At 54.4% G+C, this 22,357-nt stretch carries 20 protein-coding genes, 1 tRNA gene and 1 riboswitch; of the genes, 14 read left to right on the top strand and 7 right to left on the bottom strand.

All coding sequences use genetic code 11. The features are described from left to right. Positions 1-162 precede the first annotated feature (162 nt). From B6S09_RS05990 to B6S09_RS05965, 6 genes are all read left to right on the top strand, one after another. Positions 163-253 (top strand) — tRNA-Ser (locus tag B6S09_RS05990). 63 nt (positions 254-316) lie between these two features. Then, positions 317-961: a TIGR01621 family pseudouridine synthase gene (locus B6S09_RS05985; RefSeq protein WP_094277595.1), complete on the top strand. Its 645-nt coding sequence runs from the start codon at positions 317-319 to the stop codon at positions 959-961. Positions 962-1,011: 50 nt separating this feature from the next. Continuing rightward, a complete protein-coding gene (locus B6S09_RS05980; protein ID WP_094277594.1) occupies positions 1,012-1,701 on the top strand; it encodes an SDR family NAD(P)-dependent oxidoreductase in 690 nt (229 codons plus the stop codon). Positions 1,702-1,941: 240 nt separating this feature from the next. Further along, on the top strand, positions 1,942-4,767 hold the full coding sequence (gene ptsP / locus B6S09_RS05975; protein WP_094277730.1) for a phosphoenolpyruvate--protein phosphotransferase: 2,826 nt from the start codon (positions 1,942-1,944) through the stop codon (positions 4,765-4,767). Next, positions 4,764-5,711 (top strand): 1-phosphofructokinase, encoded by a 948-nt coding sequence (gene pfkB, locus B6S09_RS05970; RefSeq protein ID WP_094277593.1) that lies wholly within the window; start codon positions 4,764-4,766, stop codon positions 5,709-5,711. Before ptsP ends, pfkB begins: the two co-directional genes overlap by 4 nt. Beyond that, positions 5,711-7,426 carry a PTS fructose-like transporter subunit IIB gene (locus B6S09_RS05965; protein WP_094277592.1) on the top strand — a complete coding sequence of 572 codons (1,716 nt, stop codon included), beginning with the start codon at positions 5,711-5,713 and terminating at the stop codon, positions 7,424-7,426. The genes pfkB and B6S09_RS05965 overlap by 1 nt, the downstream gene beginning before the upstream one ends. A gap of 160 nt (positions 7,427-7,586) precedes the next feature. Here B6S09_RS05965 and ribA read toward each other — a convergent pair whose 3' ends face one another. Beyond that, a complete protein-coding gene (gene ribA, locus B6S09_RS05960) occupies positions 7,587-8,186 on the bottom strand; it encodes a GTP cyclohydrolase II (protein WP_094277591.1) in 600 nt (199 codons plus the stop codon). A gap of 203 nt (positions 8,187-8,389) precedes the next feature. Between ribA and cmk the strand changes: the two genes are divergently transcribed. The 7 genes from cmk to B6S09_RS05925 all read left to right on the top strand — a co-directional run bounded on the left by cmk (position 8,390) and on the right by B6S09_RS05925 (position 13,771). After that, a complete protein-coding gene (gene cmk / locus B6S09_RS05955) occupies positions 8,390-9,070 on the top strand; it encodes a (d)CMP kinase (RefSeq protein WP_094277590.1) in 681 nt (226 codons plus the stop codon). Between the two features lie 108 nt (positions 9,071-9,178). Then, a complete protein-coding gene (gene rpsA / locus B6S09_RS05950; protein ID WP_094277589.1) occupies positions 9,179-10,852 on the top strand; it encodes a 30S ribosomal protein S1 in 1,674 nt (557 codons plus the stop codon). 67 nt (positions 10,853-10,919) lie between these two features. Beyond that, positions 10,920-11,201, top strand: a complete 282-nt coding sequence (ihfB, locus tag B6S09_RS05945) for an integration host factor subunit beta (RefSeq protein ID WP_094277588.1) — start codon at positions 10,920-10,922, stop codon at positions 11,199-11,201. Between the two features lie 90 nt (positions 11,202-11,291). Beyond that, a complete protein-coding gene (locus B6S09_RS05940; protein ID WP_094277587.1) occupies positions 11,292-11,579 on the top strand; it encodes a LapA family protein in 288 nt (95 codons plus the stop codon). Positions 11,580-11,587: 8 nt separating this feature from the next. Further along, positions 11,588-12,757 (top strand): lipopolysaccharide assembly protein LapB, encoded by a 1,170-nt coding sequence (gene lapB, locus B6S09_RS05935; protein ID WP_094277586.1) that lies wholly within the window; start codon positions 11,588-11,590, stop codon positions 12,755-12,757. Between the two features lie 65 nt (positions 12,758-12,822). Then, a complete protein-coding gene (pyrF, locus tag B6S09_RS05930; RefSeq protein ID WP_094277585.1) occupies positions 12,823-13,539 on the top strand; it encodes an orotidine-5'-phosphate decarboxylase in 717 nt (238 codons plus the stop codon). Continuing rightward, on the top strand, positions 13,532-13,771 hold the full coding sequence (locus tag B6S09_RS05925) for a DUF3820 family protein (RefSeq protein ID WP_094277584.1): 240 nt from the start codon (positions 13,532-13,534) through the stop codon (positions 13,769-13,771). Before pyrF ends, B6S09_RS05925 begins: the two co-directional genes overlap by 8 nt. A gap of 51 nt (positions 13,772-13,822) precedes the next feature. Here B6S09_RS05925 and B6S09_RS05920 read toward each other — a convergent pair whose 3' ends face one another. Next, a complete protein-coding gene (locus tag B6S09_RS05920; RefSeq protein WP_094277583.1) occupies positions 13,823-14,233 on the bottom strand; it encodes an H-NS family histone-like protein in 411 nt (136 codons plus the stop codon). Between the two features lie 370 nt (positions 14,234-14,603). Further along, positions 14,604-14,777, top strand: a riboswitch (Lysine riboswitch). Between the two features lie 71 nt (positions 14,778-14,848). Between B6S09_RS05920 and B6S09_RS05915 the strand changes: the two genes are divergently transcribed. Then, positions 14,849-16,399 carry a Na+/H+ antiporter NhaC family protein gene (locus B6S09_RS05915; RefSeq protein ID WP_094277582.1) on the top strand — a complete coding sequence of 517 codons (1,551 nt, stop codon included), beginning with the start codon at positions 14,849-14,851 and terminating at the stop codon, positions 16,397-16,399. 153 nt (positions 16,400-16,552) lie between these two features. Here the strand turns inward: B6S09_RS05915 and B6S09_RS05910 are convergent, their stop codons facing one another. From B6S09_RS05910 to B6S09_RS05890, 5 genes are all read right to left on the bottom strand, one after another. Next, complete coding sequence (locus B6S09_RS05910; protein ID WP_094277581.1) at positions 16,553-17,788, bottom strand: EAL and HDOD domain-containing protein; 1,236 nt, start codon at positions 17,786-17,788, stop codon at positions 16,553-16,555. Positions 17,789-17,900: 112 nt separating this feature from the next. Beyond that, on the bottom strand, positions 17,901-19,202 hold the full coding sequence (locus tag B6S09_RS05905) for an outer membrane protein transport protein (protein WP_094277580.1): 1,302 nt from the start codon (positions 19,200-19,202) through the stop codon (positions 17,901-17,903). Positions 19,203-19,386: 184 nt separating this feature from the next. Next, on the bottom strand, positions 19,387-20,850 hold the full coding sequence (putP, locus tag B6S09_RS05900) for a sodium/proline symporter PutP (RefSeq protein ID WP_094277579.1): 1,464 nt from the start codon (positions 20,848-20,850) through the stop codon (positions 19,387-19,389). Positions 20,851-21,109: 259 nt separating this feature from the next. Beyond that, positions 21,110-21,835 (bottom strand): DUF3379 domain-containing protein, encoded by a 726-nt coding sequence (locus B6S09_RS05895; protein WP_094277578.1) that lies wholly within the window; start codon positions 21,833-21,835, stop codon positions 21,110-21,112. Further along, positions 21,828-22,343 (bottom strand): sigma-70 family RNA polymerase sigma factor, encoded by a 516-nt coding sequence (locus B6S09_RS05890; protein ID WP_243832758.1) that lies wholly within the window; start codon positions 22,341-22,343, stop codon positions 21,828-21,830. The genes B6S09_RS05895 and B6S09_RS05890 overlap by 8 nt, the downstream gene beginning before the upstream one ends. Between the last annotated feature and the right edge of the window lie 14 nt (positions 22,344-22,357).

Below are 22,357 nucleotides of genomic sequence, written 5' to 3'. Positions count from 1 at the left end.
ACTCAAATGAATTTGCTCTATTCTGGACATATTATGACCCGAATGTCGAGTCTTCTGTTTCACTACCACCTGGTATTCTGGTGGTTTATTGGGCACTTGAGCAGAATAACACATATAACAGTTTACAAGGTTTTTAAGGCCCAGTAATATTGGCGCCCGTCAGGAGGGGTGGCAGAGTGGTTGAATGCACCGGTCTTGAAAACCGGCGTAGGTTAATAGCCTACCGTGGGTTCAAATCCCACCTCCTCCGCCATACACGAAAAGCCCGCTGCATTTGCAGCGGGCTTTTTTGCTTTATTGTCTGCCGGAATCCGCCATGACTATTTTACTTGAGCACGCCGACTTTTATGTGATCAATAAGCCCGCCGGCATCGGCATGCATCAGGAAGGAGAGGAGCCCGGTCTGGTACGTGTGCTCAGCGAGCGGTTGAATGAACCACTTTATCCGGTGCACCGGCTCGACAAGATGACCACGGGTGCCTTGTTGCTGGCTCGTAACCCAGACGCCAACCGGTTGCTCAGTGCCCAGTTTGCCGAACGTACCACCCGCAAATGCTACCTTGCCTTAAGTGATCGCAAGCCGCTTAAAAAGCAGGGGCTGATTAAAGGCGGTATGGAAAAATCCCGCAATGGTAGCTGGAAACTGACCCGAGACACCCGGTATCTGGCGGTGACCCGGTTTGTCAGTACCTCGCTTGCCCCCGGGTTGAGAGGCTTTGTACTGCAACCGCAAACCGGCCGTACTCATCAGTTGCGAGTTGCCCTGAAAAGCATTGGTTGTCCTATTATCGGTGATGTCCGCTATGGCGGCACGGTCGCCGAGCGGGGGTACTTGCATGCCTGGAAGCTTGCTTTTGACTGTCAGGGAGAGCGCATTGAGGTGACAGCTCCGGCAACTGAAGGCGAGTTGTTTGTGCAATGGTATGCGGCTCTGGCCCAATGGGGGAAAAGCTGTAAGTAAATGTGTTTTTAATCGGTCCCGATCCTGACTGTTTTTATCAGGGGAACTGTATGCAGTATTGGATCATGGGCGGAGGCGGTATTGGCCGGGCGCTGGCAGCGGAGTGTATCGGGCGGGGCGATGAAGTAAGAGTGTTTAGTCGGAGTAACCCTGAGCTTGCCGGCGTAGCCTGGCATGAACTAGACAATACTGATGACGTGGCTATGCATGAGGTTTGTGCCAGGCTGTCGTTGCCGGATCGGGTTATTAATACCGTAGGGATGCTGCATAACAGTCATCACCAGCCGGAAAAGCGCATAGAGCAGCTCTCTGGGGAGATGTTATCTGAACATATAAAAGTGAATACCTGGCCCACGCTGGCGTTGGCAAAGCTGTTATCCTCTCGCATGATGCGGCATCAGCCGCTACTGTTGGTCACATTATCGGCGCGGGTAGGCAGTATCAGTGATAACCGCAGCGGTGGTTGGTACAGCTACCGCATCAGTAAAGCAGCACTGAACATGGCTATTAAAAACCTTGGTATAGAATGGGCAAGACGCTTTCCGGCCGCTTGTGTAGCTGGTTTACATCCGGGCACGGTGGCTACTGGGTTGTCGGCTCCGTTTCGTGCCGGGCTGCCTTCTGGCCAGCTTCAGACACCGGAACAGGCGGCCGGGCACTTGCTTACGCTGCTCGGTACGCTTACACCGGAGCATTCCGGACGCCTTTTTGCTTGGAATGGCAGGGAATTTGCTCCTTGAACGAAATGATGGTTTGCGGCACTGATGCGGCTTTGAGGGCGCCATCATGATTTCACTGATTTTAACATCTCTACTCAGCTCATCAGAATGTGCAGTGGATCATCCTGTTGAAACAACAGTTAGCAAGGCGCTTGTTTGCGTAACTAAAACGATTCAGCATAAATGTATCGGGTAAACAGCTCCGTTTGACCCGGAAGGAGGGTAGGGGTCGAATACCCTGATTTGCTGACAGGTGATGCCATGTTTCCCATGACCACGCAAGATATAAAAATGAACCAGACCCTGGCCAGCAAACAGGCGGCCATTGTGGCACTTTCCCGGTGGCTGGAGCAGGATGGTTATGTGAAGGCGGGTTATGAAGCCGGTATGCTGGAGCGGGAAGCTCAGGCCGCCACCTATCTTGGGCAGGGCATCGCCATCCCTCACGGCACCCGGGAATGTCGCCATCTGGTCCAAAAAACCGGCATCAAGGCACTGCACGTCCCCGAGGGCATTGACTGGGATGACGGTGAAAAAGCGTACCTGATCCTGGGGATTGCTGCGAGCTCCGGTGAACACCTGGCTCTGTTGCGCCAGCTGGCCCGGGTACTGTCACGGGACGATCTGGCGGAGACGGTGCGCAAGGCACAGCATGGCGAAGATATTTTCAACTTACTGCATGAGTATCCTGTTTCACCGTTGCTGGCGTGGCACAGCGATGCCATCTATATACAGCAGCCGGCAGCCACGATGGATGAGTTGCTGCACGCGGCAGCAAGGCGGTTGCAGGCCTCGGCGCAAGAGCTGGAGCAGTTACAGAACAATATCTTGCACCTGGGGCAGGGCTGGTGGCTGAGCGAGAGCGTTACCACGGACATACCCCGGGCGGCGGTGTTGACGACCACCGGCTTTGAATACCGGGGGCAGCCGGTTAGAGCGCTGCTGGCCCTTAAAGCCCGTGGCCGCGATCATAAAAAACTATTGGTACAGCTGGCCGACTGGCTGGTAACGGGTAAGGCTGCAGAACTGACCACACTGAATAATGCCCAGGCTCTGCAACAGGCACTGAGCCGCGGACCACGGCCGTCTGGAGAGCCCACCAGCAACCAGTGCCTGGTGACGGTACGCAATCATCAGGGGCTGCATGCCCGGCCAGGTGCTTTGCTGGTGCAGGCTGCCAAGGCGTTTGACGCTGATATCCTGGTGCGTAACCTGGACGGAGACGGGCATGATGTGAACGCCAAAAGCCTGATGAAGCTGATAAGCCTGGGAGTGCGGCCCGGCCACCGTTTGCTGTTTACCGCCACCGGTCCCGATTCCGGGGCTGCTCTTGCCAGGTTACAGGCAGTGATCAATGAAGGACTGGGAGAGCTGGTTGCCCCGCTGGTCCCCATTGCTGCAGCCAGTCATCCGGAGCCGGTGGGGCTGTTGAAAGGAGCCAGCGCCTCGCCAGGTATCGCCATTGGTCCCCTTTATGTTGAAGCACCGGTCCATTTTGACTACGCCGATGTGGCCTGCGATGCCGTTGCCGAGCAGCGACGGTTTGAACAAGCACTGCAACTGGCAGACTGTCACCTGGCTGACGCTGCTGCGCGAGCACAAGGCCAGGCGCAGGAGATCCTTGGCATGCACCGTGAATTGCTCAAAGACCCGGGATTGACGGAAAACGTATTGCAGCGGGTGCGGCAAGGCGTATCGGCCCCGGCCGCCTGGTGGGCGGCAATCGACTCTGCCGCCACCCGGCAGGCGTCCAGCGACAATAGCACACTGGCGGAGCGAGCTGCCGATATTCGTGATATTGGCCGGCAGGTGATGGCCATTTTGTGTAATACGGCGCTGCCTGACACACCGGAAGCCCCCTATATCTGGGTAGCGGAAGACATTGGCCCCTCTGATATCGTGAATATGGACACCGCTAAGGTGCTGGGGCTGGTAACGGCCGGTGGTGGTGTCTCGTCTCACAGTGCCATTCTGGCGCGGGCGTTGGACATCCCTGCGCTGGTGGCCATGGGAGGGAAGGTGATGGCGCTGAAAACCGGTACCTGCGCCATTCTCAACGGAGACACGGGCACTCTGCATGTTGATCCCGGCGAGGCGGTGCTGAGCCGGGCCCTGGAAGTACAGCTGCGGGAGCGTGAACTGGCATGGCAGGCCTGGGAGCAGCGAATGCAACCGGCCATCACCACCGATGGTTACCGGCTGGAGGTGGGGGCCAATCTGGGGGATGCAGGTCAAGCCGCTGAGGCCATGGCTGGCGGTGCGGAAGGTGTCGGATTGCTGCGTACCGAATTTGCCTTTATGGGCCACAGTCAGTTGCCCGCTATACAGCAACAAATAGAAGAATACCAGCATGTGTTCAGCGCATTGGGCGGCAGACCACTGGTCGCGCGGACGCTTGATGCAGGCGGCGATAAGCCACTGTCTTACTGGCTGCGTCCGAAAGAAGATAATCCTTTTCTTGGTGTGCGAGGCATCCGCTTATGCATGCAACAGCCTGAACTGCTGGAAACCCAGCTTCGCGCACTGCTCGCTGCCGCCGGCGACCAGCCCCTGCGCATCATGTTTCCCATGGTGGCCGACTGGTCAGAATGGCGTTTTGGCAAAGAGATGTTCGATCGCATTCAGGCCGATATACAGGCTCCTGATGTGCAACTGGGGATGATGGTTGAGGTCCCTTCGGCGGCGCTCAATGCGCGCCAGTTTGCCAGAGAGGCCGACTTTTTCAGTATTGGCACCAATGATTTAACGCAATATACCCTCGCCGCCGACAGGGGCAACGGTGAGCTGGCGGCACTGTCCGACGGCCTGCACCCTGCCGTGCTGAGGTTGATTGCCATGACCGTTGAGGCTGCCCATGCCGAGGGCAAGTGGGTGGGTGTATGTGGTGAACTGGGGGCGGATCCACAGGCGTTACCCGTGCTGCTGGGGTTGGGCATAGACGAAGTGTCGGTCAGCCCAAAGCGAATACCTCTGGTAAAGGCCCGGGTACGAGAACTCAGTCTGGCTAAATGCAAACAACTGGCCGGCCGCGCGCTTGAAGCAAGCTGTGCCGGGGCGGTGCGGATCCTGGCAGGAGAAAAACAATGAGTGTGTTAACCCTGACCCTGAACCCGGCACTGGATTTGACGGTATCGCTGCCGCAACTGAACGCCGGCCAGGTCAATATCGCCAGTGCCGGCCAGCTGGGAGCCGCCGGCAAAGGCATCAACGTGGCCCGTGTGCTGGCAGATCTGGGCCACAGGCCTTATGTGAGCGGCTTTCTTGGTCTGGATAATGACGCGTCCTTTCGTACGCTGTTTGACCGTTATGGCATTTATGATGATGTTGTGCGCCTGCCCGGCAGTACCCGGATAAATGTGAAGGTCAGTGAAACGGGAGGACGCGTTACCGATATTAATTTGCCCGGCCTGAAAGTCGGCAAGGGTGACTGGGCCCGGTTGCTGGCCAGACTGGAAACGCTGGCGGGCCGGTTTGACTACCTCATCGTGGCAGGCAGCTTACCTCCCGGGGTCAGTCCGGCGCAGCTGGAAGGCATGCTCGAAATGTGGCGGGACCGGGGCAAGCGGGTTTGGCTTGATACCAGCGGAGAGGCACTGAGCGCCGGGATCCGGGGGATGCCCGAGCTGATTAAGCCGAATCTTGCAGAGCTGGAAGAACTGACTGGCTCAGCCATTAACGGCGAGCAGGCCCTTGCCGGCTGTGTTGGCCAGCTGCAGCAAAGCGGCATTGCGCAGGTGGTGGTGTCTGCTGGTGCCGGGGGAGTGTACTGGTTTGGCCCGGAAAGACACTGGCGTGCCCATGTCCCGGCGGTGGAGGTGATTAGCACTGTCGGTGCCGGTGATTCGCTGGTGGCAGGCTTGTGTGCTGGTATGCTGGAAGGTTTGAGTGCCCCCGACAATCTTCGCCGGGCGGTGGCCTTGTCGTTGATGGCGGTCACGCAAGTTGGGGTGGGCATCTATTGCCGGAAAACCCTGGAGGTATTTCAGCAGAAGATTCATATAGAGCCTCTGGTGCTCGGGGGAGCGCAATAATGAAGGTGCTTATCATCACTGCCAGCCCCGATGGTATGTCCGGCAGCTACATGGCTGCGCGGATGCTGGAGCAGGCAGCGACGCTACTGGGCTGGCAGGTTGCGGTGGAGTGCCATAGCGAGCTGGCGCCGGTGATCCCTTTTACCCAGACGCAGGTCGCAGAAGCCGGGCTGGTGGTAGTGGCTGCCTGTCATCTCCCTGAGTTGTCCCGGTTTGCCGGTAAGCCCTGCTTTATAGGGGAACTTGAAGACGCACTGAATGATCCGCAAGGCTGGCTGGAGCGGGCATCAGCTGACGCCGTACCGCTGGAAATACCCGCTCATGGCCCTGGCCAACCGGCACGGCTGGTCGCGATTACCGCCTGTCCGACCGGGGTGGCGCATACCTTTATGTCGGCAGAAGCACTCATCGGCGCGGCGAAAAGACTGGGGCACAGTATCAAGGTGGAAACCCAGGGCTCGGTCGGGGTCCAGAATACCCTGACGGCCACCGACATTCGTGAGGCTGACTGCGTGATTGTGGCCGCCGATATCGAGGTTAACCTGAGCCGTTTCAATGACAAGCGGCTGTATCGCACCGGCACCGGAACCGCACTCAAGCACCCCCGGGAAACCATCGAAACAGCCTTGAATGAAGCGGCGGTTTGGCAAGATCACAGTGAACAATCCGGAGATAGCGGTGAACAGGCTCCCGGCCCCTATCAGCACCTGCTGACCGGGGTGTCTTTCATGTTACCCATGGTGGTGGCCGGTGGTCTGATTATTGCGCTGTCATTTATGTTCGGTATTGAGGCATTCAGGGAAGAAGGCACACTGGCGGCGGCTTTGATGAAAATTGGCGACAACGCGGCTTTTGCCCTGATGATCCCGGTGCTGTCAGGTTACATTGCTTACTCCATTGCCGATCGTCCCGGTATTGCGCCGGGTATGATTGGCGGCATGCTGGCCAGCTCGCTGGGAGCGGGGTTTATCGGTGGCATAATTGCCGGGTTTCTTGCCGGTTACAGTGCCGTCTTGCTTGCCCGTCGTCTTCCCATGCCCAAAAGCCTGGCATCATTAACTCCGATCCTGCTAATTCCCTTACTTGCCAGCCTGTTTACCGGTCTGGTGATGATTTATGTCGTGGGTGAGCCGGTGGCCAGTATCATGACGGTGATGACCGGATTTCTGAATAACATGGGATCGGCCAATGCGGTGTTACTGGGGGTTATTATCGGAGCCATGATGTGCTTTGACATGGGCGGGCCGGTCAACAAGGCCGCCTATGCTTTTTCCGTGGGGTTACTGGCGTCACAAACCTACGCTCCCATGGCGGCCGCCATGGCGGCGGGCATGGTGCCGGCACTGGGAATGGGCATCGCCACCGTGCTGGCCCGGCGCAAGTTCAGCGTCAGTGAACAGGAAGCGGGTAAGGCTTCTTTTGTGCTGGGGCTGTGTTTTATTTCCGAGGGCGCCATTCCCTTTGCTGCCCGGGATCCGCTCAGGGTGATCCCAAGCTGTATGGCTGGGGGAGCGCTCACCGGCGCGCTCTCAATGGTGTTTGGTGCCAAGCTGCTGGCCCCTCATGGCGGGGTGTTTGTATTGATGATCCCCGGTGCCGTTCAGCAACCGGGCTGGTATGGATTGGCCATTGCTGCCGGTGCACTGTTGACCGGGCTGGTCTATGCCGTGCTCAAACGAGGTAATGTTCATATGTTGGCACAGGCGGGTAGCTGAGAGTCGGCATGTGGGAATCGCCCTCTGAAACAGAGGTTGTTAATACAAAGCTGGGGTATTTGGATAAAGGCATGGGCCATGTATTGCACTGCGCTGCAGTACCATGGATTCCGGCCTTAAGGCCGGAATGGCGACATCCTTTGTCTGATGTAATTAAGGGTCAGTCCTGCTCTTTCAGCATATGACCCAGTTTACCGGCCTTGGTATCAAGGTAATGTTCATTGAAGGGGTTGCGGCCTTCCTGCAGAGGCAGGCGTTCCGTCACCCTGATGCCAAAGTTTTCCATTGCCTTTACTTTGCGCGGATTGTTGGTCATCAGCTTCAGCCCGGTTACCCCCAGGCTGTGCAGCATATCGGCACAGATAGTGTAATCGCGCATATCGGCGGCAAAACCCAGCTCTACGTTGGCTTCCACCGTATCCTTACCCTGATCCTGCAAATGATAGGCATGAATTTTGTTCAGCAGGCCGATGCCACGACCTTCCTGGCGTACGTACAGCAGAACGCCCCGGCCTTCCTTGGCAATCCGCTCCAGCGCTGCCTGTAACTGAAAACCGCAATCGCAGCGCAGGCTGAACAGGGCATCACCGGTCAAACACTCGGAATGAATGCGGGCCAGCACCGGTTCGCCGTTCTCAATATCACCCATTACCAGAGCGGCATGATCTTTCCCGGTTCCCTTTTCTTCAAACCCGACCAGGGTGAAAGTGCCCCAGGGCGTTGGCAGTTTGGAGTTTGCCATACGGGTAACACTGCTCATGGCCTTCCTCTTTTAAGTTATTTATCAATAAAAAATGGCCGTTATTGTAAAGCGGATGTGCTGGCAGGTATAGGTTCAATAGAAAGGGAATGTTTTGTTAAATGTTTGTAATGCCTGTCTTTGACCTTCAACTTGGTTATAATGCCCGCCGCAAGGCAACCGCTTCGGCGGTGTGTCCGGACTTATGATTTACCGGAGGATGTATGTCTGAACAAGCTCCCGTCATTACTGTTGATGGCCCGGGCGGGGCTGGCAAAGGCACCCTGTGCCAGCTGCTGGCCGAGCAACTGGAGTGGAATCTGCTCGATTCTGGTGCCATCTATCGGGTGCTGGCACTGGCTGCTCTGCACCACAATGTGGATCTGAATGACGAAGCGGGCCTGATGCCTCTGGCAGCTCATCTGGACGTGCAGTTTCCGACAGCGGGTGGTGAAATCCGCGTGATTCTGGAAGGCGAAGACGTTTCCCGTGATATCCGTACTCAGCAAGTCGCCGATGCGGCCAGCAAGGTGGCGGCCTTCCCCAGAGTGCGCGAAGCACTGCTGCGTCGCCAGCGCGCCTTTCGCAGCAAACCTGGTCTGATTGCTGACGGCCGTGACATGGGTACGGTGGTATTCCCGGATGCCGAGGTCAAAATTTTTCTTGATGCCAGTGCCGAAGAGCGGGCCAGCCGGCGCTTTAAGCAGTTGCAAGAAAAGGGTTTTGATGTTAGTTTTGACCGCCTTTTAAGCGAAATACAGGAGCGTGACGACCGGGATCGCAACCGGGCCGTGGCGCCACTCAAGGCGGCCGAGGATGCCTTGGTAATTGACTCTACCGATCTGACCATCGCTGAAGTGCTGGACAGGGTGCTGAGTCATACTAAGGTTAAACTTGGTCGTTAAGCCATTTGGCAATGCCGCCTTCAGGGAAGAAGCGCGGAATGTGTTAGTCACCCCACGAGTGCCGGATTGCCCCGTGGATGTTCAACTTAAACAGTGTATTCATTAAACATGACTGAATCTTTTGCTCAACTCTTTGAAGAGTCTCTGAAAGAACTCGAAACCCGTCCGGGCTCCATCGTCAAGGGCACCGTTGTTGCCATCGAGAACGGTATCGTTCTGGTTGACGCCGGCCTGAAATCTGAGTCTGCCATTCCTGCCGAGCAGTTCAAAAATGCCCAGGGCGAGCTGGAAATCAGCGTTGGCGACGAAGTAGACGTAGCGCTGGATGCCGTAGAAGACGGCTTCGGTGAGACTCAGCTGTCCCGTGAAAAAGCCAAGCGCCATGAAGCCTGGCTGCAGCTGGAAAAAGCGTACGAAGACGAAGAAACCGTCATCGGCGTTATCAACGGCAAAGTTAAGGGTGGTTTCACTGTAGAAGTGAACAGCATCCGCGCTTTCCTGCCGGGATCTCTGGTCGACGTGCGTCCGGTTCGCGACACCACTCACCTGGAAGGCAAAGAGCTTGAGTTCAAGGTTATCAAGCTGGACCAGAAGCGTAACAACGTTGTTGTTTCCCGCCGTGCCGTGATCGAAACCGAAAACAGCGCCGAGCGTGAGCAGTTGCTCGAGAACCTGCAGGAAGGCCAGGAAGTTAAAGGTATCGTTAAGAACCTGACTGACTACGGTGCTTTCGTAGACCTGGGCGGCGTAGACGGCCTGCTGCACATCACCGACATGGCCTGGAAGCGCGTTAAGCATCCTTCCGAGATCGTGAACGTAGGCGATGAAATCAACGTTAAAGTCCTGAAGTTCGATCGTGAGCGCACTCGTGTGTCTCTGGGTCTGAAGCAGCTGGGCGAAGATCCGTGGGTAGATATCGCTAACCGTTACCCGGAAGGCACCCGTCTGGCCGGCCGTGTAACCAACCTGACCGACTACGGCTGCTTCGTTGAAATCGAAGAAGGCGTTGAAGGCCTGGTACACGTGTCTGAAATGGACTGGACCAACAAGAACATCCACCCGTCCAAGGTTGTATCCGTGGGCGACAACGTAGATGTAATGGTTCTGGACATCGACGAAGAGCGTCGTCGTATCTCCCTGGGTCTGAAGCAGTGCAAATCCAACCCGTGGCAGCTGTTTGCTGAAACCCACAACAAGGGCGACCGCGTTTCCGGTAAGATCAAGTCTATCACTGACTTCGGTATCTTCATCGGTCTGGACGGCGGCATCGACGGTCTGGTTCACCTGTCCGACATTTCCTGGAACGCCAACGGTGACGAAGCCGTTCGTGAGTTCAAGAAAGGCGAAGAAATTGAAGCCGTGGTTCTGCAGGTTGACCCTGAGCGCGAGCGTATCAGCCTGGGCGTGAAGCAAATCGACGAAGATCCTTTCAATAAGTACCTGTCTGACAACAAGAAAGGTACTATTGTTAAGGGTACCATCACTGCTGTTGACGCCAAAGGTGCCGTGGTTGAGCTGGAAGAAGGCGTGGAAGGTTACATCCGCGTTGCCGACATTTCCCGCGACCGCATCGAAGACGCCTCCACCGTGCTGAATGCCGGTGAAGAAGTTGAAGCTCGCTTCATGGGCATCGATCGCAAAAACCGTACCGTCAGCCTGTCTATCCGTGCGAAAGACGAAGCTGAAGAGAAGGCAGCCATCGACACCCTGAACCAGCAGCAAGACGAAGTTGTTGGTCTGAGTGCCATGGCCGAAGCATTCAAGGCGGCCAAAGGCGAATAAGCCAAGCCGTATTGAAACAAGGGGCCTTCACGGCCCCTTTTTGTTTTGTATTGCGGAGACTTGAATCATGACAAAATCCGACCTGATTGAACGTATGGCCGAGCAGTATGCCCACCTTTCCGCCAAGGAAGTGGAAAACGCCATCAAGGAAATTCTGGAACAAATGGCGTCTACGCTGCAATCGGGAGATCGCATTGAAATTCGTGGCTTTGGCAGCTTTTCACTGCACTATCGGGCACCGCGCCAAGGGCGAAATCCTAAAACCGGCGAGAAAGTCGAGCTGAACGGAAAATATGTACCGCACTTTAAGCCGGGCAAGGAATTGCGTGAACGGGTAAACCCGGCGTAAGTTCACTTTTCCCATGGGCTACGGTGGCGCAACCGGTGCTTTTTCGGGATAATGCCGAATACTCAAAAATCAGGATGTTGAGAGGATAAGGTGAAAATAATTTTTGGCCTGATTATTCTGGCGATCCTTTTTGCGGTGGGTCTGACATTGGGCTCCCAGAACGATCAGCTGGTACACGTTAATTATTTACTGGCACAAGGCGATTATCGTCTTTCTTCCTTACTGGCCGTGGTATTTACGGGTGGTTTTCTACTGGGCTGGCTGGTGTTTGGCCTGGTTATGCTGCGCCTTAAAATGTCCAACAAGGGCCTGAATAAAAAGGTGGCACGTCAGCAGCGGGAACTGGAAGAGCTCAGAGCGCTGCCGGTTAAGGATTAACATACTTCATGCTGGAATTGTTGTTTCTGCTGCTTCCGGTGGCAGCGGCCTACGGCTGGTATATGGGGCGCCGAAGTGTGCGTCAGGATACGCAGAAACAATCCAGTCAGTTCTCCCGGCAATATGTTGCCGGGCTGAACTTTTTGCTTTCCGATGAGCCTGATAAAGCCGTTGATCTTTTTATTCAGCTGCTACAGGTAGACAGTGAAACCATAGAAACCCATCTGGCTTTGGGGAACCTGTTCCGCTCCCGCGGTGAGGTCGACAGGGCTATACGCATTCATCAAAACCTGATTGCCCGTACTAATCTGTCCCTTGAGCAGCGCCATCTTGCCATGCTTGAGCTGGCCCGGGATTTTTTTGCCGCCGGTTTGCTGGACAGGGCCGAGCAGATTTTATCCGAACTGAAAAATGATCCCGACTATGAGCAGGATGCGCTTGAATTACTGATGATCCTTTATCAGCAATTACGCGACTGGGAGCAGGCTATTGCGGTAGCCGGGCGTCTTAAAAAGAAACCGGATACCAAAGCGCTGGTGCCCATGGGGCATTTTTATTGTGAACTTGCCGAGCAAAAATGGAAACGGCAAGACAGTAAAGGTGCCGTTAACGATTTAAAAAAAGCTCTCAGGGCCGATCCGGGGTGTGTACGCGCCAATATACGTTTGGGTGCCATTTATATGGCAAACGGTGAATGGCGTCATGCGGCAGCCTGTTTGCAGGATGTGGCAAAGCAGGACAGAGGCTTTCTCAGTGAAGTGCTGTCCGATTTGCAACACTGTTATCACCAGCTGGGGCAGGATGATGCCTTTACTGCCTTACTTGAACAGTGGGTAGCCGAAGACAGTGGTGCCAGTGAGGTATTAATGCTGGCCGACCATATCGCCGCCCGGGAGGGGCAAGTCAGTGCCGAACAACTGGTGCTGTCTCATCTGCAGCGTCATCCCACTATGAAAGGCTTTTACCGGCTGATGTCCTATCATTCGGCGAATGCGGGCCAGGGCAGGGCCAAGGCCAGTCTCGAAATGCTGAAGGCGCTGGTTGCCGAGCAGATCAAGGCCAAGCCTAGTCACCGGTGTGGCCACTGTGGTTTTTCTTCCCGTAGCTTGTTCTGGCAGTGTCCATCATGCAAGCAGTGGGGTACCATCCGGCCAGTGCGAGGACTGGATGGCGAATAATGTAAAGCCAGGATGAAATACTGGCTGACAGCGGCGTTATAAAAAGAACTTAAGGTAATCATTCAATGCAACAGACAACCCACAATGACGATCCCAAAATACTGATCGCGCTCGACTTTGCTAATGAACAGCAGGCCAAGGCCCTGATAGTACAGCTGGACCCGGCCTGTTGCCGGCTGAAAGTGGGCAAAGAAATGTTCACCCTGTTTGGCCCGGAATTCGTACGTTATCTGGTGGCTCAGGGTTTTGATGTATTTCTGGATCTCAAGTTTCATGATATACCCAATACGGTTGCCAAGGCTGTGGCTGCAGCCGCTGAGCTGGGGGTGTGGATGGTCAATGTTCACGCCAGCGGTGGCAGCCGCATGATGGAGGCGGCCAAAGCCGCGCTGGGACCTTACGGCGAGAAGGCCCCCTTGCTGATTGCAGTGACCGTGCTGACCAGCATGACCGCTGATGAGCTTAATCAGACAGGTGTTCTGCGCTCTCCTGCTGAGCAGGTGCTGGCGCTGGCCAGACTCACTCAGCAGGCCGGGCTTGATGGTGTGGTGTGTTCGGCTCAGGAGGCCAGTCTGCTGAAAAGTGAACTGGGTCCGTCGTTTAAACTGGTTACGCCGGGTATTCGTCCGGCGGGCAGCGATGCTGGCGATCAGCGTCGTATTATGACGCCTGAGCTGGCTCTAAAAGCAGGCAGTGACTACCTGGTTATCGGCCGTCCCATTACCCAGGCAGAAGACCCTGCTGCGGCGTTAAAAGCCATTAACGCCAGCTTACATGGCTGAGTCAGGTTTTCCCGGCCTGGATCAGGCCGGGTTGCTGCGTATTATTCGAAAACCCATGCCCTATGGTAAATACCGGGGGCAGCCATTGCTGCGGTTGCCTCTGGCATATTTATGCTGGATGGAGCGGAAAGGCTGGCCGGAAGGCACCCTGGGAGCAGAGCTGGCACTGATATATGAGCTTAAACACAATGGTCTTGATCAGCCGTTATACGGTCTGTTAACGCCAGTCTAAATAAAAAAACGGGGCTATTAGCCCCGTTTTTGGTCGTTGTGTAATTCTTCATTACTTGTTGATCAGGAAGTCTTCCAGCGTTTTGCCTTCATTTTCAATGGCGTGTTTGATGGTAGAAGGCTGACGGCCCTGGCCAGTCCAGGTTTTCCATTCACCACCATCCTGATATTCATATTTGGGCGGACGCTTGGCACGCGGAGCGGAGGACTTTTTGGCTGCGGGCTCAACGGCTTCGAGCAAATCGCTTAATTCAATGCCATCTGCGGCCAGCATATCAGCATATTCTTTCAGCTTACGTTCTTTTTCAGCCGCTTTGGCACGTTCTTCGGCTTCTGACTCACGGCGCTCTTCAACAACGACAGTGAGTTTGCTCAGGCCTTCTTCGAGCTGTTCCAGAGACAGTTCACGACCAGCAGCGCGCAGGCTGCGAATATTGAGCAGAGTTTTCAGAAAGTCAGACATTGTGTTCACCTGTAGTATCTTTGATTTTGTTTTAATAAATTAAATTTACAACCTGAATTGCAGGGTTGCAAGTAAATTGACATATTTATCATTCATTCGACTCAATAATGGGAGGCTTACCTGATATCAAGGTCAAACTGTTTTCGCATTTTGCAATAATATTCTTTTCGCGCAACTCAAATTAAATCCTTACGAATACTAAGCAGAACGCAGAAGCGTTTAAAAGCGCTCTTTAACTTTATCAATAATAATGTCGCTGCCAGCACAGGGTTTACCAAATGTTGAGAACAATGATGTCAACCTAACAAAATAGCAACATAACAGATGAATGTGTTGATCTTTACGTCTGAGGCAGTAAAATCCACCAACTTACCTGCGTAGAGGCGCAGCGCTTATCAGTAAGCCGGAACAGGGTGATACCAATGACCCCGGCCTAAAGGAAGTGCTGCCGAAGCTGTGGTTCTTATCAACAGACCATGGCTGGGATCAGTACCTAAAGGGCTGATACTGTCGCGATTTGCTATCGCGATGCGCTACTGCTGGGAAAGAAAGGATAAGTCTGTGCTGCTTTCCTGCTCCTGGTAGTTTTTTATTACTTAACATTCAGGTGCCGCTGTGGAAGCTCATCCGTTTATTCAGACTTTCTGGTCAGTATTGCCCCCGCTAATAGCCATTGTGCTGGCTATTGTCACTCGTAAAGTATTGTTATCATTAGGTCTGGGCATTGTGCTGGCTGCGCTATTGTTGCAGCAATTCAACCCGTTGACTTCCCTGTCACATCTTTCCTCTAAAGTGTTTTCACTGTTCTGGAGCGAAGGTGCGCTCAATGAATGGAATGTAAATATATTGCTGTTCCTGTTGTTGCTGGGCTGCATTATCAGCATGCTGAGCAAGGCAGGGGCGACCCATGCTTTTGCCGAATGGGCGCAGGCGCGCATTAAGAGCCGGCGCCAGGCCAAGGCCATGACCGGTTTGCTGGTATTTGTTTTTTTTATCGATGATTACTTTCACAGTCTGTCGGTAGGTACCATTTGTCGCCCGGTGACCGACCGGTTTGGCATATCCCGCGCTAAACTTGCCTATTTACTGGATTCTACTGCCGCTCCTATTTGCGTATTAATGCCGGTATCGTCATGGGGGGCGTATATTATTGCCCTGATCGGTGGCATTCTGGCTGGCTATGGCATCACCGGACAAAGTCCGTTAGCGGCTTTTATCACCATGGGAGCGATGAATTTCTATGCCATTTTTACACTGTTAATGGTGATTCTGGTGATCCGCGGCGGTTGGGATTTGGGATTAATGCAACAGCATGAAAGCCGGGCACTGCAGGGTGAGCTGTTTGATAAAAGCAAGGGCACCCCTCCGGGGGTGCATGATCATGAAGTAGCCGGTGGCCGTGTTACCGATCTGCTGTTTGCTATCGGTGGGCTGACGTTGGTGACTGTAGCAGGCCTGCTTTGGACCGGTACTCAGGCTCTGAATGAAGCGGGAGAGTCGTTTAGCCTGCTGGGAGCACTGGAGAATACCAATGTGGGCCGCTCATTGGTGGCTGGCGGTGTGGCCGGACTACTGATCTGTGCAGGTGCGCTGATACGCGAACGTACTTCCGCTGCCGGCTGGGCTCATACCATTATGGTGGGTCTGAAGGGTATGTTGCCTGCCATTTACATTCTGTTGTTTGCCTGGACCATTGCCGGGCTTATCAGTGAGCTGGAAACCGGCAAGTATCTGGCGTCATTGGTACAGCAGAGCCTGCCGCTTTATCTGTTACCGGCCATTTTGTTTGTACTGGCTGGCGTGATGGCATTTGCCACCGGTACCAGTTGGGGGACGTTTGGCGTTATGCTGCCCATTGCTGCCGATATGACCATGGCGATAGACCCACAAATGCTGCTGCCCGGCATGGCGGCGGTGATGGCCGGTGCCGTCTTTGGTGATCACTGCTCACCCATCTCCGATACCACCATTCTTTCTTCTACCGGGGCGTCCTGTCATCATATTGATCATGTGATGACTCAACTACCCTATGCGCTTTCAATGGCGTTGGTGAGTATTGCCGGTTTTCTTGCGCTGGGAATTACCACCAGCTTGTTGACAGGGCTTCTGGTATCGGCAATCACATTTGCTGCCGTTCTGGGATTCTGGTCGTTGTTCCGCCGTTAAGCCTATTTGCCCGGCGGGAGCCGGGCTTAAAGGCCGGAGCCGACTGGAGGAGCGCTCAGAGTCTGCTGAGCGGCTTCGTAGCGGTCATGCTGAAGGTGACTTGGTCCCGGCGTGATGCTGCTGACAGTTTTCCGTTTTAATGGAGAAAAATATTTACGGGGTGTTATTGCGGCTGGCCTCAAGCTGGTTACTCCAGCAGATGGCTTTTTCATAACAGTCGGCGTTTATCTTTTCTTCCATCCCTATAAAATCGAGCCGCTGTTTCAAATTGTTCCAATTGGCTCTTTCATGATTGTCCATTAAGCCCAGCAGAAAACCAAGTTGACCTTTGCCCTGTCCCAGGGCCTGTTTTACTTCTTCTGAAACAGGAAGTTGTGGCAAAATTTCGGCAATAGGGCGTTCCAGCAGTACATCCAGTAATGAAAATAACCCACACATAAATGCATCGTTAGTCATACTGTTATTCAGCTGCTCTGCCAGCAGTTCACACCAGCGGGCGCGGACAATGGACAGACGATACAGCTCACGGTTTTTCTTCTTGCTGATATAAGCGGTCATCACCATGGCGGTAAACCGCTTCAGCTGCTCCTGGCCAAGATAAACAATGGCATTGCGCAGGTTTTCGATACTCTGGCGTTTATAACCAAGGTGCAGGCTGTTTACATAGCGCAGCAGGTTATAGGTAAGCGGCAGATCCCGGCTGAATAAGGCGGTGAGCCGGTCGTAGTCGATATGTTTCTCGCTGACCGCTGATAACAGTTCAAAAGCGGTCAGTTCGTCAGTGGTCAGCAGACGGCGTTGAATCACCTGAGGTTGCTGAAAATAGTAGCCCTGAAAATAGTCAAAACCCGCCTCCCGGGCCGCGTTGAATTCTTCCCGTGTTTCTACTTTTTCGGCAATAAATCGTAAAGCAGTGTATTCTGTACACTGTTCAATAATAGAGCGGCATTCATCCAGTGGCAGATGACGCAAGTCGAGTTTGATAAAGTCAACATATGGAAAAAATGCACTCCAGCCCTTACCGGGCACATGATCATCCAGTGCTACTTTAATGCCGGCAGCTTTCAGCTTTTTCACCTGTTCCAGCAATTGCGGAGTGGGCCGGGCATCTTCAAGAATTTCAATGACCATGTTTTTGTGGTTCAGAGCCGTTGCCAGCCCTTCTTCCAGCAGCGTGTCAGGAAAATTCACAAAACACATGGCGGAGCCGACCAGATCGTCGATCTTATCGCTTAAAAATTGCTCTGCGATCAGCCGGCGGGTAGCTTGCTCGGCATCAATATCGGGAAAGCGATTTTCAAGTCCAAGCCGGAACAGCAATTCATAGCCCAATGGGACACCATTTACATCAAGAATGGCCTGGCGTGCGACAAAGCTGTATGCGTTCATGAAAAAACCAACAAAAAACTGGTCAGGGTAATATACAGTAATCGACCGGAGCGGGCCAAACCTCAAAGGCAAAATAAAAGCGCCGGGTGGCGCTTTATTGTCATATTCAGGGTCAGAACCGGTAGTTCATTTGCAGGCCCATCAGCCAGGCATCGCCACCGGATGAAAACTGGTAGGGGGCTTCATTAACATCTACCTTGCCACCATCCAGAAACGCCAGCGCGGCGTCCAGACTCAGGTTCTGATTAACCGCGTAAGTGGCTCCCAGGGTATACCAGGTACGATCCACATCAGGTATGGAAATACTGCGGGTGGCTTCCGGCACCGGTGATTCATCATAAGCCAGGCCACCACGTACTGCCCACTGATCGTTCAGCTGGTGGGTCAGCCCGGCACTGATCCGCCAGCTATTATTAAATTTTTCATCTTTCTGGAACAGGGTGTTGCCATCCGTGCCCAGCGCCCGCAGCTCTTCAAAGCTGCTCCACTCGCTCCACATAATGCCGTAATGCACAGACCAGGCCGGGGCTACCTGATGAAAGCCTGATAATTCGGCAATGGCTGGTAGGGTCAGATCCAGGCTGCCGGGTTTCACCATGCTGCCGGTGCCGACCGGTAAGCCGGGCTGCACCGGCATATTACCGGGCAACTGGGGCAGGGCGCTGGAATAATGTCCTTCCAGAGACAGTTCCACTTCAGAGCGGTAGGTCAGAGCCCACCGGTTATGCTCATCGGCTTCCAGCAGCAGACCAATGTTCCAGCCATAGCCCCAGTCGTCGCCGGTCAGTCGAACAAATTCAGAGCCCGGTTGCAGCCCTAATCCCGGAGTCAGTGCGGCAACGCCTGAGTGTCTGATTAACTCTGCATCGGCATACACCGCATTAAAGCCGGCACCCAATGACAGATGCTGATTAATCCGGTAGGCAATACTGGGATTAAGGTTAATGGTTGTCAGTGCTGTTTTGCCTGCTACCGGTCCGGCATAGTGATTATCCTGGTAGGTCGTTGACAGTCCATAGTTGGTAAATATGCCGAGGCCGGCAGCCCACTGCTCATTAATGGGTTGTACATAATAGAAGAACGGCACAATAGCATCGTTAGCAATATCATCTGACTGAGTGGGCAGACCGGCCATATTGGCACCAGCGGCCTGCATGGCGGTGGGTTTGCCTTCAACGTCTACTTTCGGGTTGACATAGACGGCACCGGCCGACAGTGACGTTTGTTCAAACAAGGTCATGGCGGCCGGGTTGCGGCCCAGCACTGCGGCATTGTCGGCGGCAGCACCTTCGCCAGCGTAGGCCCGTCCCAGGCCGGAAGTGCTCTGTTCTGCGAGCTGAAAGGCAGCAGCCTGTACCTGGCTTGTGGTGATGGCAGCAGCCAGCATTGACAGGGTCAATGTCTTTTTGTTCATAGATTCCTCTCATGTGTCCGGGAGACAAGGGGCGAGACAACATAACACCGCCGGTATAAAGACGAAGTGTCTCCGGAAGATTAAAAATAAGTCACTAAAAAGTAAAACAAGTGTTTCAAAAAAAGAGGCCTTACGGCCTCTTTTGTGAAAAAATCAAAACGTAAGCAGGTATACCCGCTTCGGATTACAGCTCAGACTCCATGCGGCGGAAACCCAGCTCCACAGATTTAGAGGGGGCCTTGTCATAGCGGCTGACGAGGATACAGGCCAGGCCGCAAATAATAAAGCCGGGCACAATTTCGTAAAGGTCAAACAGGCCACCTTCCAGTTGTTTCCAGCCAATCACGGTTAAGGCGCCCAGAATAATACCGGCAAGGGCCCCGTTACGGGTAAGGCGTGGCCAGAATACCGACAGAATCATCACCGGGCCAAAGGCCGCACCAAAGCCGGCCCAGGCGTAACTGACCAGATCCAGTACCGTCGCATTTCTGTCGGTGGCAATGATCAGTGCCAGCACCGCCACAGCCAACACGGCAAACCGGCCTACCCACACCAGCTCATAGTCACTGGCCCGGGGGCGCAGCCAGCGTTTATAAAAGTCTTCGGTAATGGCCGAGGAGCACACCAGCAGCTGTGAGTCGATGGTGCTCATAATGGCTGACATAATGGCGGCAATCAGAAAACCCGCTACCCAGGGGTTAAATATTGCATTGGCCAGTGCCAGGAATACCGTTTCGGAATTTTCCAGCGGAGCATCGGTGAAATAAACGGCTCCGGACAGGCCCACGCCGAGCGCACCAATCAGAGACAAGATCATCCAGCTCATGGCAATACGGCGCGACAGCGGCACCGACTTCGGTGAGTCGATGGCCATAAAGCGGGCCAGGATATGAGGCTGTCCAAAATAACCCAGACCCCAGGCCAGCAGGCTAAGACCGCTCAGCAGTGAAAAGTCATGGAAAAGATCCAGTTTGTGTTCGCCCATGGCATCCAGTGTGGTCAGGGTCTGCTCAACACCACCAAGCTCGTTCATTACTGCCCAGGGCATAACGATTAATGCCAGCAGCATCAGAATACCCTGGAAAAAGTCAGTCCAGGACACGGCCAGAAAGCCACCCATAAAGGTGTAGGAAACAATGACAGCACCACCAATAAACAGGGCGGTCAGATAGGGCAGGCCAAAGACTTTTTCAAATAAAATGGCACCACCTACCAGGCCTGATGATGTGTAAAACACAAAAAAGATCAGAATGGTCAGTGCCGAGATTGCCCGGATAAGTCCGCTGCGATCGTCAAGCCGGTTTTCCAGAAAGTCGGGCAGGGTTAATGAGTCGTTGGCCTGTTCGGTATATACCCGCAGGCGCTTGGCCACAAACAGCCAGTTAAGCCAGGCACCCAGCACCAGCCCGATGCCGATCCATGCCTGGTTCAGGCCATACATATAAACCGCACCGGGCAGTCCCAGCAGCAGCCAGCCGCTCATGTCCGAGGCTCCGACACTCAGTGCCGCCACACCGGGCCCGAGGCGGCGGCCACCCAGAATGTAATCACTCAGCGAGCTGGTTGCTTTATAAGCCACCACACCAATCAGCATGGTCAGCACCAGATAGCCGACAAAGGTTATTAAAATAGGGAGTTCAATGGTCATAGCGCGTTCCTGTCGTTGCAAACAGCATTAATGGCTTCCGTGTAATCAGGTCAGGATCTTACACTAAAAGTGCTTACAACTCTTATAGTAGATGGTGCCGAACGGGAGCGGAGCTGAAAACCGTGAAGTATCATGTGATGACTGAAGCGATACCGCTATTTCCGCGACGGAGCGTCATTTTCGCGAAGGCGGTGTCCATAGTGCAGCTTTCAGAGGTGGCTGGATGCCCGCTTGCGCGGGCATGACGGTGATTGAAGGGTTAAATCGACTTTTCCAAAGACGCCTTAACCTGCTCGGCCATGCGGCTTACGTTTTCGCTGCGATCGCTGACGACTACCAGGCGGTTGTAACTCATGGACAGCACCTCGCCGTGAAGGTTGTCTTCACTGAAGCGATCCTGCAACCGCAGGGCACGCTCCATGGGCACCAGAAACACATGTACCCGTTCGTGCTCGCCCTGTATCACCAGGTGGGCCGCCGGACCGCCGGCAAACATGCAATGGTTGGCATAATACACTTTACCAAGGCTGTTCAGGCTCTGCAGCCGGGTGCCATAAGGGCGCAGTTTGGCGTTCACCGTGTTCAGCGTTACCTCTTCATCCACGTAATGTGTGAACGGTATTTCCTGCAGCACATGGCTGACTGCCACCTGAGCCACCGACGGCGGCTCGGCAACCGCCTGGGGTGAAAAGGTAATAAAACGAGTGGCAAACCCCAGAGCAAAGGCGACTGAGGCCGCCACCGCCAATGGCTGCCAGCGCCGTGTTTCTCTGTCGGGCTGACGCAGTAGGTGAGACAGCATCAGCTTGTCGGGCAGGGCATCAGGCACCGGTTCTTCCAGAGCCTTGCTCAGCTTGTGGTTAAAGACTTTCAGCTCATCCAGAAACTGACGGTTGCTCAGGCAACTGGCAGAGGCAGAGAGAAATTCGGGGCTTTTGTCATCAGGATCCGCATAGGCCCGCCGGCGGAACTCCAGATCATCCATTACTGCGACCTCTTGGTGAGTTGTTTTGCTCCATCGCCTCTTTAAGCTGATTACGGGCGCGAAAGAGGCGGGTCATCACGGTGTTCTTGTTCAGATCCAGTATTCCGGCAATTTCCTCTCCGCTGAAGCCACCTATCACCTGTAATAACAGCGGCTCCCGATACTCAGGGGCCAGGTCGGCAATGTGCCGGCGCAGCCACTCATTTTCCATGTTCTGCTCGGGGCCCGGTGATTTTTTGTCGGGCACGGCAGTGGTTTCCACATCGACCAGATCGAACTGCTTGCGCTCAAACCGGCGGGCATTTTCCCGGCGCAATATAGTAATAAGCCATGCCTTGGCGGCTTTCTCTTCCTTAAGGCTGTCGAGCGCCTTCCAGGCACGCAAAAAGGTTTCCTGCACCAAATCTTCAGCCACCTGCCGGTCGTGGCACAGCCAGAAGGCATAGCGAAACAGGTCACCATGCAGGGCATACACCAGCGCCTCATAACGTTTTTGTTTTATCATCATGTCTTTAGAGACCG

The sequence above is a fragment of the Oceanimonas baumannii genome, from assembly GCF_002245495.1.
GTDB lineage: Bacteria > Pseudomonadota > Gammaproteobacteria > Enterobacterales > Aeromonadaceae > Oceanimonas > Oceanimonas baumannii.
This window is presented reverse-complemented; position numbering and strand designations above follow the sequence as displayed.